At 65.4% G+C, this 14,943-nt stretch carries 10 protein-coding genes; 7 read left to right on the top strand and 3 right to left on the bottom strand.

All coding sequences use genetic code 11. The features are described 5' to 3' along the window. Positions 1-142: 142 nt before the first annotated feature. Positions 143-319, bottom strand: a complete 177-nt coding sequence (locus tag ACZ5MJ_RS32555) for a hypothetical protein (protein WP_464226930.1) — start codon at positions 317-319, stop codon at positions 143-145. A gap of 381 nt (positions 320-700) precedes the next feature. Between ACZ5MJ_RS32555 and ACZ5MJ_RS32560 the strand changes: the two genes are divergently transcribed. From ACZ5MJ_RS32560 to pgm, 7 genes are all read left to right on the top strand, one after another. Beyond that, positions 701-1,969, top strand: a complete 1,269-nt coding sequence (locus ACZ5MJ_RS32560) for a glucoamylase family protein (RefSeq protein ID WP_464226931.1) — start codon at positions 701-703, stop codon at positions 1,967-1,969. Between the two features lie 176 nt (positions 1,970-2,145). Then, positions 2,146-6,189: a GH36-type glycosyl hydrolase domain-containing protein gene (locus ACZ5MJ_RS32565; RefSeq protein ID WP_464226932.1), complete on the top strand. Its 4,044-nt coding sequence runs from the start codon at positions 2,146-2,148 to the stop codon at positions 6,187-6,189. Further along, on the top strand, positions 6,174-7,202 hold the full coding sequence (gene gnd / locus ACZ5MJ_RS32570; RefSeq protein WP_464226933.1) for a phosphogluconate dehydrogenase (NAD(+)-dependent, decarboxylating): 1,029 nt from the start codon (positions 6,174-6,176) through the stop codon (positions 7,200-7,202). Before ACZ5MJ_RS32565 ends, gnd begins: the two co-directional genes overlap by 16 nt. 2 nt (positions 7,203-7,204) lie before the next feature. Beyond that, positions 7,205-8,593, top strand: coding sequence for a glucose-6-phosphate dehydrogenase (zwf, locus tag ACZ5MJ_RS32575; protein ID WP_464227045.1), 1,389 nt, complete (start codon positions 7,205-7,207; stop codon positions 8,591-8,593). Continuing rightward, the gene (locus ACZ5MJ_RS32580; protein ID WP_464226934.1) at positions 8,590-9,339 is read left to right on the top strand and encodes an HAD family hydrolase; all 750 of its coding nucleotides are present in this window, start codon (positions 8,590-8,592) and stop codon (positions 9,337-9,339) included. The genes zwf and ACZ5MJ_RS32580 overlap by 4 nt, the downstream gene beginning before the upstream one ends. Positions 9,340-9,483: 144 nt before the next feature. Then, positions 9,484-10,452: a 2-deoxy-5-keto-D-gluconate 6-phosphate aldolase domain-containing protein gene (locus ACZ5MJ_RS32585; RefSeq protein ID WP_464226935.1), complete on the top strand. Its 969-nt coding sequence runs from the start codon at positions 9,484-9,486 to the stop codon at positions 10,450-10,452. Next, positions 10,449-12,092 (top strand): phosphoglucomutase (alpha-D-glucose-1,6-bisphosphate-dependent), encoded by a 1,644-nt coding sequence (gene pgm / locus ACZ5MJ_RS32590; protein WP_464226936.1) that lies wholly within the window; start codon positions 10,449-10,451, stop codon positions 12,090-12,092. The genes ACZ5MJ_RS32585 and pgm overlap by 4 nt, the downstream gene beginning before the upstream one ends. A gap of 9 nt (positions 12,093-12,101) precedes the next feature. Here pgm and tkt read toward each other — a convergent pair whose 3' ends face one another. Together tkt and ACZ5MJ_RS32600 are read right to left on the bottom strand one after the other, a co-directional pair. Beyond that, positions 12,102-14,180 carry a transketolase gene (gene tkt, locus ACZ5MJ_RS32595; protein WP_464227046.1) on the bottom strand — a complete coding sequence of 693 codons (2,079 nt, stop codon included), beginning with the start codon at positions 14,178-14,180 and terminating at the stop codon, positions 12,102-12,104. Positions 14,181-14,382: 202 nt separating this feature from the next. Beyond that, positions 14,383-14,679 (bottom strand): hypothetical protein, encoded by a 297-nt coding sequence (locus ACZ5MJ_RS32600; RefSeq protein ID WP_464226937.1) that lies wholly within the window; start codon positions 14,677-14,679, stop codon positions 14,383-14,385. Positions 14,680-14,943: the final 264 nt, after the last annotated feature.

The raw sequence follows: 14,943 nt of genomic DNA on the forward strand, positions 1-14,943 counted from the left end.
CAATATCGGAAAATCATTCCCAGAAGGTTTGCCGCCGCATTGCGCCTTCTCCATAACGCCCCCTGCTCCTCCCCTCCCCGCTCAGTAGTCCACGCCGCCGGCCCGCATCCCCGCAAGCCGCTCAAGGGCCAGCACGAATGTGCTATGGCAGCGCCGCAGCTTTCTCCTTTGCGCCATCATGCGCGCCGAGCATGCTGACGATGGCTTGCTTGGGCTTACCGTTCGAATCCACCGTCGCGCCGAGCAAATCTGCGGCGATGATCTCCCTCACCCTATTCTTTGCCCGTTCGAGGCGGATCTGCATTTGTGCTTGGTTCATGACGGCTCCTTGATGAGACCTGACACGCATCTGCTTGTCACAATCAAAGACTAGTAGCGGGAATCTTTTCTGTCAGTACGACGACGGACAATCCGATGAAGAGTCTTCGTCGCGCGTGCCGGCCGCTGCCGGCGCCTGCTCCCCGGGCGCGGCGAGATGGTGATCCGAGAAAAAATTCCGCGGACTGTACGCCTGCGGACGGCACAGTTTTCCGGGACAAGTTATACACAACGAAACACGAACGTCCTTCGGGAAAATTTCGGCAATACAAGGCCGCACGGTGAGCCTCTAAGGCATGCCGCCTCGTCCCCCAAAGCCCGGATTGGAGTAGTGCCGGCCGTGACAAATGCCAGAGTCGCCAGGTCGATCGCGGAAGTTGAAATGCTGCAGGGGTTGCAGCGGGATTCGTTTGCCTATTTCGTGAACGAGGCGAACCCGGCAAACGGCCTGGTGTTCGACAAGACACGCCTCGAGTGGCCAGCCAGCATAGCGGCCATCGGCATGGCGCTCACGGTCTACCCGATCGGCGTCGACCACCATTTCATGTCGCGCAACCACGCTGCGCAGCGCACGCTGGCAACGTTGCGCTTCCTGGCATGCTGCGAGCAGAGCACCGCGCCCAATGCCAGCGGCTACAAGGGTTTTTACTACCATTTTCTGAGCATGACGTCTGGCCGTCGGGCGTGGCTCTGCGAGTTGTCAAGTGTGGACACCGCAATCCTGATGGCGGGCATCATGACAGCGGCTGCGTTCTTCCAGGAGGAAACCGCCGGCGAGGCGGAGATCAGGCGGCTGGCCGACATGCTTTATAGACGGGTGGACTGGCACTGGATGCTCGGAGCCAATCCGCTCTTGTGCCACGGCTGGACGCCCGAACACGGATTCCTGAAGTGGCACTGGGAAGGCTATGACGAGGCACTGATCCTGTACATCCTCGCGCTCGGCTCCCCGACGTTTCCCATCCCGGCGCACAGCTATCTGGCCTGGGCCGCGAGCTATTGCTGGAAGGCGGTCTATGGCATCGAGTATCTGTATGCCGGCCCCCTGTTCACCCATCAGCTATCCCAGGCATGGGTGGACTTTCGCGGCATCCGCGATCCGTTCATGCAGCAGCATCAATGCGACTACTTCGAGAACAGCCGCCGTGCGACCCTGGTGCAGCAGCAGTACGCGATCCGCAATCCCCTGGATTTCGAGCAATACGGAGAGTTCTGCTGGGGCACGACCGCCAGCGACGGCCCTGGCACAGTTACCCGGATGGTCAATGGCGTGCGGCGCACTTTCTTCGACTACATCGCGCGCGGCGTTCCCTACGGGCCGGACGACGGCACCCTCGCGCCGTGGGCCGTTGTGGCCTCCCTCCCCTTTGCCCCCGACATTGTGTTGCCGACAATCGCGCACTTCAATCGACTCAGGCTCTGTGAAGCCAATCCCTATGGCTTCAAGGCATCGTTCAATCCGACTTTTCCCTGCGAGCCCGCCCGCGTGGCGGGATGGGTGTCGGAATATCACTTCGGCATCAATGAGGGCCCGACGATCATCATGATCGAAAACTACCAGAGCGGCCGGATTTGGGCCCTCATGCGGCAATGCCCCTATATCAAGGCCGGATTGCGTCGCGCGGCCTTCAGCGGAGGATGGCTGGACTGAGCCGGCCGCCGGGCCCACGCCGCGCTCTGGCCGCTTTCCTGCATCTTTCCGACCGCTTTCTGACAGCCCCTTTTGCAAGGGTACGTTAGCGGACCGAAACGCTTCGTCCCTTGCACTACCCTGCCGACTACATGCTGTCTGCCACGCGTCCGGGTCAAACAACGGGGCGCATCTCCATGACCAACCAGGTAGATGACGGATCTCCGTATTCCGATGCTGCGGCCCCGGCAGCCCGCGTTCCGCTGACTACGTGCCGCAGTTTTGAGGAGCCGGACACGTCGGCCCCTGCCGTGCAGCTGCTGTCCAATGGCACGTATCACGTGATGGTCAGCAGCGCAGGCGGCGGCTACAGCCGCTGGAACAGTTTCGCGCTGACCCGCTGGCGCGACGATCCGACCTGTGACAACCGAGGCAGCTTCTGCTACGTGCGCGACTTGGCCAGCGGGCATTTCTGGTCTTCCACATACCAGCCCACTCCGGGACAGGCGGACACCTGGAACGCCACCTTCCCCGAGGGCCGCGCGATCTTCCATCGCCGCGACGGCGACATCGGGACAACGACTGAAATCGCCGTCTCGCCGCAGTACGACATGGAAGTGCGCCGGCTTCAGGTCACCAACCACGGGCCTGCCCGCAGGGAACTCGATCTGACCAGCTATGCCGAGATCGCGCTGAGCGCCTCAGCGGAAGACGCGGAGCATCCCGCTTTCAACAAGCTGTTCATCGAAACGGAAATCGACACGGCGCATCAGGCGATCCTGTGTACCCGGCGGCAACGCACGCCGCACGAGCCGACGCCCTGGATGTTTCACCTGCTCACCTTCCCAACGCCCCCGGCGAGCCCGATCCATCTCAGCTATGAAACGGATCGCGCGCGCTTCATCGGACGCACCGGGGACCCCGAGAATCCTCGTGCGATGCATGGAAACGCACCGTTATCGGGCAACGCCGGGCCCGTGCTCGACCCCGTCGCCGCGATACGTTGCCGGATCGCTCCGGGTCCGGGGGAGACCATCGTCGTCGATCTGGTCAGCGGTGTCGCCGCAACCCGCGACGCATGCATGGCGCTGCTCGCCAGATGCCGGGAGCCGCAGTTCCGGGACGCAGCCCTCGCCGCGGCCCCAACCTATAGCCGCGATATCCTGAACCGGCTCCATATCAGCGAAGCCGACGCCCGCTTCCACCTGCGCCTGGCCGCTTCAGTGATCTACGCCGATGGCTCGCTGCGCGCCGCGCCGGACATCCTCGCCAGCAACCGCCTGGGCCAGTCCGACCTGTGGGGCTATGCGATCTCCGGCGACCTGCCGGTCTTGCTGCTGCGGCTGGCGTACCCTCGGGACCTCACGATGGCGCACCGGCTTGTCAATGCGCATAGCTACTGGCGGCTTCACGGCCTGGCGGCCGACCTCGTCATCGTCGGCGAGGACCGTGATGGTCGCGCGCCTTTGCTGCAGCAGATCGCGGCGATTGCCCGTGCCCACGGTGGCCCCGACGCACTCGGCCAGCCCGGCGGCATTTTCGTGCTGCCGGCCGGGTCGATCGACGATGACCACATGATCCTGCTGCAAACGGTCGCCCGTGTCGTAATCGACGAGAGCGGCGCGAACGATGCGAACGACGGCGACTGGGCCGGGCGGATTGCGCAAGTCGAGGCTCCCGCCCCGGCCCACAAAGCTGCCTTGGCAACAAGTTTAGGCCGCGAAGCCGGCCCCACGACCAGCGCTCGCAACAAGCCACCACGGCAAAGCTCACACTTCCGCGACGTACGGCTCTTCGCCAACGGGCTGGGCGGCTTCACGCGCAACGGGCGCGAGTATGCGATCACGGTGGACAGCGCGAGCCCCACGCCTATGCCATGGGTCAACGTGTTGGCGAACCCGACGTTTGGCAGTCTGGTCTCGGAAAGCGGAAGCGCCACCACCTGGTGCGAGAACGCACAGGAGTTCCGCCTCACGCCATGGTCGAACGACCCGGTGGGCGACGCCAATACCGAGGCTTATTACCTGCGCGACGAGGAGAACGGCCGCGTCTGGTCTGCCACGTTGCTGCCAGACGGCGGTGAAACGCCATATGAAACGCGGCACGGCATGGGCTACAGCGTCTTCAGCCACAGCGAGCACGGCATCGAATCCGAGCTGTGTGTCTTCGTTGCGCATGACGCACCGGTCAAGTTCGCCTGCCTGACGGTGCGCAATCGTTCGGGGCGGGCGCGCCGCCTCTCCGTCACCGGCTACCTGGAATGGGTGCTCGGTGATCTGCGCGAGAAAACACGCATGCACGTCGTCACCAGTCTTGCACCCGGCGGTGGAGCGCTGCTGGCCCGCAATGCCTACAACACGGACTTTGCCGGACGCACTGCCTTCTTCGATTCCGACGGCATCGAGGAACGGTCCTTCTGCGGCGACCGCAAGGCCTTTCTTGGCCGCAACGGATCGCTGCGACATCCCGCGGCGATGTCCGAACCGACGCTCTCTGGCGCGTTGGGTGCAGGGCTCGACCCTTGCGCCGCGATCCGCGTCGGCTTCGGGCTGGCTCACGGGCAGGCGCACCAGGTCGTCTTCCGCCTCGGCGCCGGGCGCGATACCGGCGATGCCCTCGCGCTGATCGCGCGCCTGCGCGGCGCCCCGCAAGCGCGCCGCGCGCTGGCCGCGGCCAGGCGCCACTGGCGGCATACCCTTGGCGCCGTACAAGTCCGAACCCCGGACCGGGCGCTCGATGTGCTCGCCAACGGCTGGCTGATGTACCAGGTCCTGGCCAGCCGGCTATGGGGGCGTACCGCGTTCTATCAGTCTAGCGGGGCCTTTGGCTTCCGGGACCAGTTGCAGGACGCGATGGCCCTGGTCCACACCCGGCCCGACCTGCTGCGCGAACACCTGTTGCGCAGCGCCTCACGCCAGTTCCCCGAAGGCGATGTCCAGCACTGGTGGCACCCGCCGACGGGGCGCGGATTACGCACGCGCTGCTCGGATGACTACCTGTGGCTGCCGTTGGCGACATGTCGCTACGTGGAGGCTACCGGAGACGCCGGCGTGCTCGACGAGTCCGTTTCATTTGTCGAGGGCAGCGCACTGAGGGACGGCCAGGATGCCAGCTACGAGTTGCCACGGCAAGCGGGGGAAGCAGGCAGTCTGTACCAGCACTGCGTGCGGTCCATCGAGCACGGCCTGCGCTTTGGCGCGCACGGCCTGCCCCTGATGGGGTCCGGAGACTGGAACGATGGCATGAACCTCGTCGGCGTGGGCGGCAAGGGCGAGAGCGTCTGGCTGGGCTTCTTCCTGTGCGCGGTGCTGACGCGCTTCAGCAAGCTCGCGCTGCGGCACGATGACCCCGCGTTCTCCCGCCGCTGCCTTGACGAATCCACCCGCCTGAGCGGCGCCATCGAGCGCTGTGCCTGGGACGGCGACTGGTATCGGCGCGCCTGGTTCGACGATGGCTCGCCGCTGGGCTCCGCGGAGAACACGGAATGCCGCATCGATTCAATCCCGCAGAGCTGGGCAGTGCTGTCCGGCGTCGCCGACCCGCAGCGCGCGCGCCAGGCGATGGATGCCGTCGACCGGCACCTGGTACGGCGGGATGCGGCGCTGATCGAGCTGCTGGCCCCTGCCTTTGAGCGCTTCGCGCCCAATCCGGGCTACATCCAGGGCTACCCGCGCGGCGTTCGCGAGAACGGCGGGCAGTACACCCATGCGGCGGTCTGGGTTGCGATGGCATTTGCGGCGCTGGGCGATGCCGGCCGGGCCTGGCAGCTTTGCGAAATGCTCAATCCGATCCGTCACGCCGCCTCGGCCGGTGCCATCGCCATTTATCGGACAGAGCCCTACGTGCTCGCGTCTGACGTCTATGCCTGCGCGCCGCACGATGGCCGCGGCGGCTGGACGTGGTACACGGGTGCGGCCGGGTGGATGTACCAGTTCATCGTGGAATCGCTTCTGGGCCTGCGACTCGTCTCCGGCCATCTGCATGTGATGCCATGCGTACCGGCTGCATGGACCTCGTTCGAAGTGGACTACCGTTTTGGCGAGACACCTTATCGCATCACCGTCCTGCCGAACGGCACCGACGGCCGCCCGGGACTGACCATCGATGGCACCGAACGGCAGGAACCGGCAATTCCTCTGGTGGACGACGGCAAGCCGCATGTGGTGGTGGTCTGTATTCCGCGTGACGGCGGCCGCAACCTGCCTTTGAACAAAGGAGAGCCAAGATGCAGCTCGGCATGATTGGACTGGGGCGCATGGGCGCCAGCATGGCCCAGCGTCTGGCGGAGCACGGCCACGCATGCGTGGTGTATGACCTGCGGGCGGAGGCGATCGACGCTGCCCTGCGTCCCGGCATCGTCGGCGCATCGTCCCTGGAGACGCTGGTGGCCGCCCTGCACAAGCCCCGTGCGATCTGGCTGATGGTGCCCGCCGGTGTCGTCGATGACGACCTTGCGCTGCTGGCCCCGCTGCTCGAACCGGGCGACATCCTCATCGACGGCGGCAACTCCTACTACCGCGACGACATCCGGCGTGGCGCCGAACTGAAGGCGCGACAGATCCACTACGTGGACGTCGGCACCAGCGGCGGCGTGGCCGGGTTCAGGCGCGGCTACTGCCTGATGATCGGCGGCGAGAAAGAGGTTGTGCGCCAACTTGACCCGATCTTCGCCGCGCTGGCCCCGGGCGCGGATGCGGCGGCGCCCACCACCGGCCAGCAGACGCCGGACAGCACCGCGGAACAGGGCTACCTGCATTGCGGCCAGCATGGCGCCGGGCACTTCGTCAAGATGGTCCACAACGGCATCGAGTACGGCATCATGGGTGCCTATGCGGAAGGGCTGAACATCCTGCACAACGCCGACATCGGCAAGCGCACAAGCAGCACGGATGCCGAGACCACGCCGTTGCGCAACCCGGCCGACTATCAGTACGAACTGGACCTGCCGGAGATCGCCGAACTCTGGCGCCATGGCAGCGTGATACGCTCCTGGCTGCTCGATCTCACCGCCATGGCCCTGCGGGCAGACCCGGAACTCGCGGGATTCAAGGGCAGCGTGGCGGACTCGGGCGAAGGCCGCTGGACGCTTGGCGCCGCGCTGGACGAGGCCGTACCGGCGCCGATCCTGAGCGCCGCGGTCTTTGAGCGCTTCAGCTCTCGCGGGGATGCAGATTTTGCCAACAAGTTGCTGTCAGCCATGCGCTACGGCTTCGGCGGCCATGTCGAGAAGACAGGCAAAACGGAGGGAGCGTAATGGTGACGGCCGCCCGTTCCGACGCCCTCGTCTTCTTCGGCGCCACCGGCGACCTGGCCTACAGGCAGATCTTCCCGGCGCTGCAGGCCCTGACCCGGCACGGGCATCTCGAGCTTCCTGTCATCGGCGTGGCGCGCTCCGGCTGGAGCCTCGATCAGTTCCGCGAACGGGCGCGCGATAGCCTGGCGCAACACGGCACGGTGGATGCCGCCACCTTCGACCGCCTGGCCGCGCGGCTGCGCTACATCAGCGGCGACTACCACGACGACAGCACCTATGAACAATTGCGCCGCGCCCTGGGCAGTGCCAGCCGGCCGCTGCACTACCTTGCTATCCCGCCAGGCATGTTCGAGCCTGTTACGCGAGGCCTGGCCGCATCGTCCTGCGCGGCAGGCGCGCGGGTCATCGTCGAGAAGCCTTTCGGGCGCGACCTGGCTTCGGCGCAGGGGCTCGACCGCACGCTGCTCGCCCGCTTTGCCGAAGACGCGATCTTCCGCATCGATCACTATCTTGGCAAGGAAGCGGTCGAGAACCTGCTCTATTTCCGCTTTGCCAACACATTCCTCGAACCTGTCTGGCATCGCGGCCACGTCGCCAATGTGCAGATCACCATGGCAGAGGCATTCGGCGTGCAAGGACGCGGCGCCTTCTACGACGAGGTGGGCACGATCCGCGACGTCGTACAGAATCACCTCTTGCAGGTGCTGGCGCTGCTCACCATGGAGCCGCCGCTGGACGGTGGCCCCGATGCGATTCGCGACGAGAAGCTGCGCGTACTGAGGGCCGTGCGCCCGGTCGCGCCGGGCGATGCGGTCCGCGGCCAGTTCCGCGGCTATCGCGAGGTGGCCGGCGTCAGGGCTGACTCGCAGGTGGAGACTTTTGCGGCGCTGCGCCTGCATGTGGACAACGCGCGGTGGCGCGGCGTTCCTTTCTATATCCGGGCAGGCAAGTGCCTGCCGGTCACCTGCACTGAGGTGACGGTCGAGCTCAAGCCGCCCTCGCCTGCCATCTTCGATATCCCTGGCGAAGGCCAGTCGAACTACTTCCGCTTCCGGCTCAGCCCCGATGTGGCGATCACGATCGGCGCGCGGACCAAGGTTCCCGGCGAGCCGATGGCCGGCACGGCAATGGCACTGGTCGCACGCTGCCACGCCGGCAGCGAAATGACACCCTATGAACGCCTGCTTGGCGACGCGCTGCGCGGCGACGCGGCCTTGTTCACACGCGGCGACACGATTGAGGCGGCCTGGCGTATTGTGGACCCGATCCTCAATAACGCCGTGCCGGTCACCCCATACGAACCGGCCACCTGGGGGCCGCCGTCAGCCAGCCATCTCCTGGCTGGCGGCAACCGGTGGCACGACCCCGCACCACAGGAGGTGCAGCCATGACGAGCCAGGCCAAACCGGTTTTCCTGCTTGACTGCGACAACACGCTGTTCGACAACGACCGCCTGCACAACGATCTGCAGGCAGAACTCGACTACATCTTCGGCACGGCCGGCCGCAATCGCTACTGGCAGATTTTCGAGGCCCTGCGCACCGAGCTGGGCTATGCCGACTACCTGGGCGCGGTGCAGCGCCTGCGCTTCGAGGCTGCCAACGATATGGGCGTGCTTCGGCTGTCGGCGTTCCTGCTGGACTACCCGTTTGCCGCCCGGCTGTATCCGGCGGCCCTCGAGGTGGTCGCGCATCTGGATGCGTGGGGGAGCACGGTCCTGCTGACCGATGGCGACGTGGTGTTCCAGCCGCGCAAGCTAAAGCGCTCCGGCTTGTGGCAGGCAGTCGGCGGCCGGGTCCTGATCTATGTGCACAAGGAAACGATGCTGAACGACATTGAGCAGCGCCATCCGGCACAGCACTACGTGTTGGTTGATGACAAGCCGCGCATCCTGGCCGCCATGAAGCGCGCGTGGAAGGACCGCCTCACCACCATCTTCCCGCGTCAGGGCCACTATGCCAATGACCGGCATGCGCCGGATGGCTTGGATGCAACGCCCGCGCCTGACCTGACGATCGAGCGCATTGGCGACCTGCTCCACTACGGCTGGCCTGTGCTGCAGGATGCCGTCCGGGCGGGCCATGCCAAAGCCGCGCCTGCAAAGGGCGAATCCTGCGGAGCTCGCGATCGTGCATGAGCAGATCTCCTCATTTCCGAAACTGTCCACGCTGCCGGCATGGCAACCCCTGGCTGCGCATCACAAGCAGGTGAGCAACCCGGCGCGCGACAGTTCCACCAATACCTCGATATGCCGCTATCGCCGACTTCAGGAGGGAAGATCATGAAACCGGGCTACGACACATCGCTCTACCTGTTGCCCTTCGACCATCGCCAATCCTATGTGAGTGGCATGTTCGGTTTCCGGCCGCCGCTGACGCCCGAGCAGCGCGACACCATCATTGACAGTAAGCGGCTCATCTACGAAGGCTTCGCGGAAGCGATCGACAACGGCGTGCCGGCGTCCAGGGCAGGCATTCTGGTCGATGAGGAATTCGGCACTACCGTCCTCCGCGACGCTGTCAGGGATGGCTATGTCACCGCGGTATCGGTGGAGAAAAGCGGCTCGGGCGAGTTCGAATTCGAGTACGGAAGTGCATTTCCCCGCCATATCGAGGCGTTCCGGCCCACCTTCGCGAAGGTGCTGGTGCGCTACAACCCCGAGGGAGACATTGCGCTCAACGGGCGACAGGTCGCGCGCCTGCGGCAACTTACCGACTACTGCCGCCAATCCGCCCAGCGCTTCATCTTTGAGTTGCTGGTGCCGGCCACGGCGCAGCAGATGGTGCTCGCGCAGGCGGACAAGGCGGTCTACGATCTGCAGCTCAGGCCAGCACTGATGCGCGGGGCGATCCGCGCCCTGCAGGATGCCGGCATCGAACCCGACGTCTGGAAGATCGAGGGGCTCGATAGCCGTGGACACTACGAGCAATTGGTGGATCTGGTGCGGCGCGACGGACGGGGCCAGGTCGGTTGCATCGTGCTGGGACGGGGCGCCGACGAACACAAGGTCGTGAACTGGCTCGAAACCGCCGCGCCGGTGCCGGGCCTCATCGGATTTGCGGTGGGACGCACCACCTTCTTGGATGCCATTGCCGACTTCGGAAAGAGGAAGATGTCGCGCCAGCAGGCTATTTCACGCATTGCGGGACAATATGCCGAGTGGGTGGGGATATTCGAGCGCGCCAGCGCACACAACACCGACACCACACCAGGGCACGGCGATGGCGGCACGCGCGGCGCCACATCATGAATATCAGCCCGCTCGCAGGGAAACCGGCCCCGCCTTCTATCCTGGTGAACATTCCCCAGCTCATGACGGCGTACTACACCGATACACCCGACCCGTCCGTGGCCGCACAACGGGTGACGTTCGGCACCTCTGGCCACCGGGGCTCTTCGCTGGCGCGCAGCTTCAACGAATGGCATGTGCTCGCCATCAGCCAGGCCATCTGCGAATTCCGCGCCGGGGAAGGCTACGACGGCCCGCTCTTTCTCGGCATCGACACGCATGCCCTGTCGAAATCGGCCTGCGCCAGCGCGCTCGAGGTGCTGGCCGGCAATGGCGTAGACGTGATGCTCGCAGAACATGACGAGTACACCCCCACACCGGCGGTCTCACTCGCCATCCTCGCCCACAACCGTGGCCGCACCACCCGCCTGGCCGATGGCATTGTCGTCACACCGTCACACAACCCGCCCGACAACGGTGGTTTCAAATACAATCCGCCCAACGGCGGCCCCGCCGATGCCGCCGCCACCAGCTGGATCGAAGCCAGGGCCAACGAGCTGCTGCGGCGGGAGTTGCGGGGCGTCAGGCGGATGCCCTTCGAGCGCGCCATGCGCCTGCCCACGACGCAGCGGTACGACTATCTCGATGCGTACGTCAGTGAAATCGGCAAGGTCATCGACATGGCGGTCATTCGCGCCGCCAACATCCGCCTTGGCGTGGATCCGCTCGGTGGCGCTGGCGTCCACTACTGGGGCGCCATTGGCGAGCGCTATGGCCTGGATCTGACGGTGATTGACGACGAAGTCGACCCGACCTTCCGTTTCATGTCAGTCGACCGGGACGGCCAGATCCGCATGGATCCGTCGTCGCCCTATGCCATGCGGCGCCTGCTCGAACTGAAGAGCCGCTTCGACATCGCCTTCGCCTGCGACACCGACCACGACCGGCATGGCATCGTCACGCAGAGCGTGGGGCTGCTTGCGTCGAACCACTATCTTGCGGTGTCCATCGACTATCTCTTCCGGCACCGGCCGGTGTGGCCCGGCGCCGCAGGCGTGGGCAAGACCGTGGTCAGCAGCCAGATGATCGATCGCGTCTGTGACCGGCTTGGCCGCAAGGTCTACGAGGTACCGGTCGGCTTCAAATGGTTCTGCGAGGGGCTGCGGAACGCCAGCCTGGGTTTCTGCGGGGAAGAAAGCGCGGGCGCCTCCTTCCTGCGCCTGGGCGGCACCGTCTGGACGACGGACAAGGACGGCCTCGCGCCATGCCTGCTCGCTGCCGAGATGACGGCGCGCCTTGGCCTCGATCCGGGCGAGATCTATCGCAAGCTCACGCAGGAGTTGGGCGATCCGCTCACCACCCGCGTCGAGGCGCCCGCCACGCTGGCGCAAAGGACGGTCCTGTCGGAACTCTCGCCGCAACAGGTCAAAAGCACGGAACTGGCCGGTGAAAGCATCGAGCGCATCCTGGTACGGGCGCCGGGCAATGACGCGCCCATCGGCGGGCTGAAAGTCATCGCCGAAAGCGGCTGGTTCGCGGCGCGGCCTTCCGGCACCGAGGACCTCTACAAGATCTATGCTGAGAGCTTTCGTGGCGAGGAACATCTGCGCCGCGTGGTGGAAGCGGCCCAGGCCATCGTCGATACCGCACTCAAGGGCTGATACCGTCCGCTACGCACCCAGCAACGGGGCTGCGTGCCTGCAGACGTTCTCCACCGTGAAGCCGTATTCGCTCATCATCGCCGTGCCCGGCGCGGAAGCGCCAAAGCGGTCCACCGCGAGCACATCGCCGTGCTCGCCGACATAGCGCTCCCAGCCTTGCGAGACGCCCGCCTCCACCGCCAGCCTCGCGCGCAATGCGGGAGGCAGCACCGCTTCGCGGTAATCCCGTTGCTGGGCGTCAAAGAGCTCCCAGCTCGGCATGGAGACGACGCGCGCCTGGACGCCCCGCTGCGCCAGTTCCTGCTGCGCGGCAAGGACCAGTGAAACTTCCGAACCGGTGCCGATCAGAATCAGTTCCGGCTTGCCGTTCGGGGCATCTGCCAGGACATAGGCGCCGCGGCGCAAGCCGTCCGCGTCGGCAAAGCGGGCGCGGTCGAGCGTGGGCACGCTCTGCCGTGTGAGCACCAGCGCCACCGGACGATCGGTGGATTCCAGCGCAACGCGCCAGGCAACGGCGGTTTCATTGGCGTCCGCGGGACGGATCACCACCAGGCGCGGCAGCGCGCGCAGGCTGGCAAGCTGCTCCACCGGCTGGTGCGTAGGGCCGTCCTCGCCCAGCGCAATGCTGTCATGCGTGAAAACGTAGATGACATGCAGGCCCATGAGCGCGGCCAGACGGATGGACGGGCGCATGTAGTCGGAGAAGATCAGGAATGTTGCACCGAAGGGAACCGCGCCGCCGTGCGCCGCGATACCGTTCATGATCGCGCCCATGGCATGCTCGCGCACGCCGAAATGCAGGTTGCGGCCGGCGCGGCTCCAGCCGCCGCCGCTGGAACCCTGGCGGTCAAGCGCGCAAATGCTGGTCGGCTCGAAGTCCCCGGCTCCCTTCAATGTCGTGTAGGTGGATGGGTCCAGGTCAGCCGAGCCGCCGATCAGCGCGGGGTAATGCGCCGCGATGGCATTCATGACCTTGCCCGATGCAATCCGCGTAGCCATGCCCTTGTCGTCCGCGTCGAAGCGCGGGATCGCCGCCTCCCATCCGGCGGGCTCGCCAGCAGCCGCACCTGGCATGCGCTGCTTCAGCTCGCGCGCCAGCGCCGGGAACGCCTTTTCGTAGGCTGAGTACTTCTCCAGCCAGTCCGCCTCAGCGCGTTCCCCGCGAGCGCCCGCTTCACGCCAATGCAGGCGCGCCGGCTCGGGAACATGGAAGGAAGGTTCTTCCGGCCAGCCAAGGTTCTGCTTGGTCAGTCGCACCTCCTCCACGCCAAGCGGCGAGCCATGAGCCTCGAAGCTGTCCTGCTTGTTGGGAGACCCATAGCCGAGATGCGTGCGCACCAGGATCAGGGACGGCCGGCTCGTCTCGGCACGGGCGGCATGCAGCGCCTGCTCGATCGCGGCCAGGTCATTGCCGTCTTCCACGCGTTGGGTATGCCAGCCATAAGCGGCGAAGCGTTGTGCGCGGTCTTCGGTAAAGGTCATGGCGGTACCCGCTGAGAGCGTGACGGCGTTGTCGTCATACAGGTAGATGAGCTTGCCCAATTGCAGGTGGCCAGCCAGCGATGCCGCCTCAGAGGCGACGCCCTCCATCAGGTCGCCATCGCTCACGATGCCATAGGTGAAGTGGTTGACGATGTCGAACCCGTCGCAGTTATAGCGCGCCGCCAGGTTGGCCTCTGTGATGGCCATGCCCACGCCGTTGCCGAAGCCCTGGCCGAGGGGGCCGGTCGTCAACTCGACCCCCGGCGTCAGGCCCCGCTCCGGGTGGCCCGGCGTGATGCTGCCCCATTGCCGGAAACGCCGCAGTTGTTCGAGCGGAAGCGCATAGCCGGCGAGGTGGAGCAGGCTGTATAACAACGCCGAACCGTGGCCCGCGGACAGCACGAAGCGGTCGCGGTCGAACCAGTGCGGGTTGGCCGGATGATGTCTGAGAAAGCGGGTCCAGAGCACATAGGCCATCGGCGCCGCGCCCAGCGGCAGGCCAGGGTGGCCGCTGTTGGCGTTCTGCACGGTGTCCACCGACAAGAAGCGCAGGGTGTTGATGCAAAGCCCATCCAGCGCGGCGGCAGGAAGACCGGAGGAAGTCATCGGGTCCACTCTGGATCTCCTGAAATCGGCTCCCACGTAACACGGTGGGAGCGGAAACAAGGCGCGAAAGACGTAGTGGTCTGTTCGGCTGGCGGCAACTGCGGCGTCATCCGGTCCAAACGCGTTGAGCGGCTTTTGCCGGGTCCCAGCCCTCGGCCGGATGGCCGAGGGCTGGGGAACGCCGGGCTTTCGTCCAGTGTGCCTATGCAAGCCGCGGAAGGATCCTCGGCGCTGCACTTGACTGGTTTTCTGTGACTTTCCCTACCCGTTCCGCATTCCGGAGGATCATCAGCGCGTCGTCATTAGCCAATACAGATGAACCCGCCATTTCAGGCACCGGTACCTCGGGGAATAGTACCGGCATGCTTTTCTTGATGAGCTTGTGCGACCCGGATGGTCCGAAGCGATAGACGCACTTCTCTTCGAGATCGGCAAGGTGCCACCGCCGGACCAGGTCGGCAAAGCCGTTCAATGTGTGTCCCGGAATCTTGGATTGCATATGCCCTTCCAACGTGACTGAGATGCGATGGTTCCTCCGCAGCCACGAGTGAGATCGAGCAAGCTTGCTGCCTTGAAGGGCCAATGCTTCGGACTGGGGGAACAACATCTGCAGCGAGGATAGGCATGCGCCTGTCTGCTGTCGGTACGGTGCCGTACCGTGATGCGGTGTCCCCGTGCCGTCAGCCTGGCACGGCGCCGGATACGCGTGAACGGCTCCGAACACCGATCCGCGATTTCCAGCGATCTCCCTACGCGCTTGTGA

It is taken from the genome of Cupriavidus sp. LA-1, assembly GCF_055385985.1.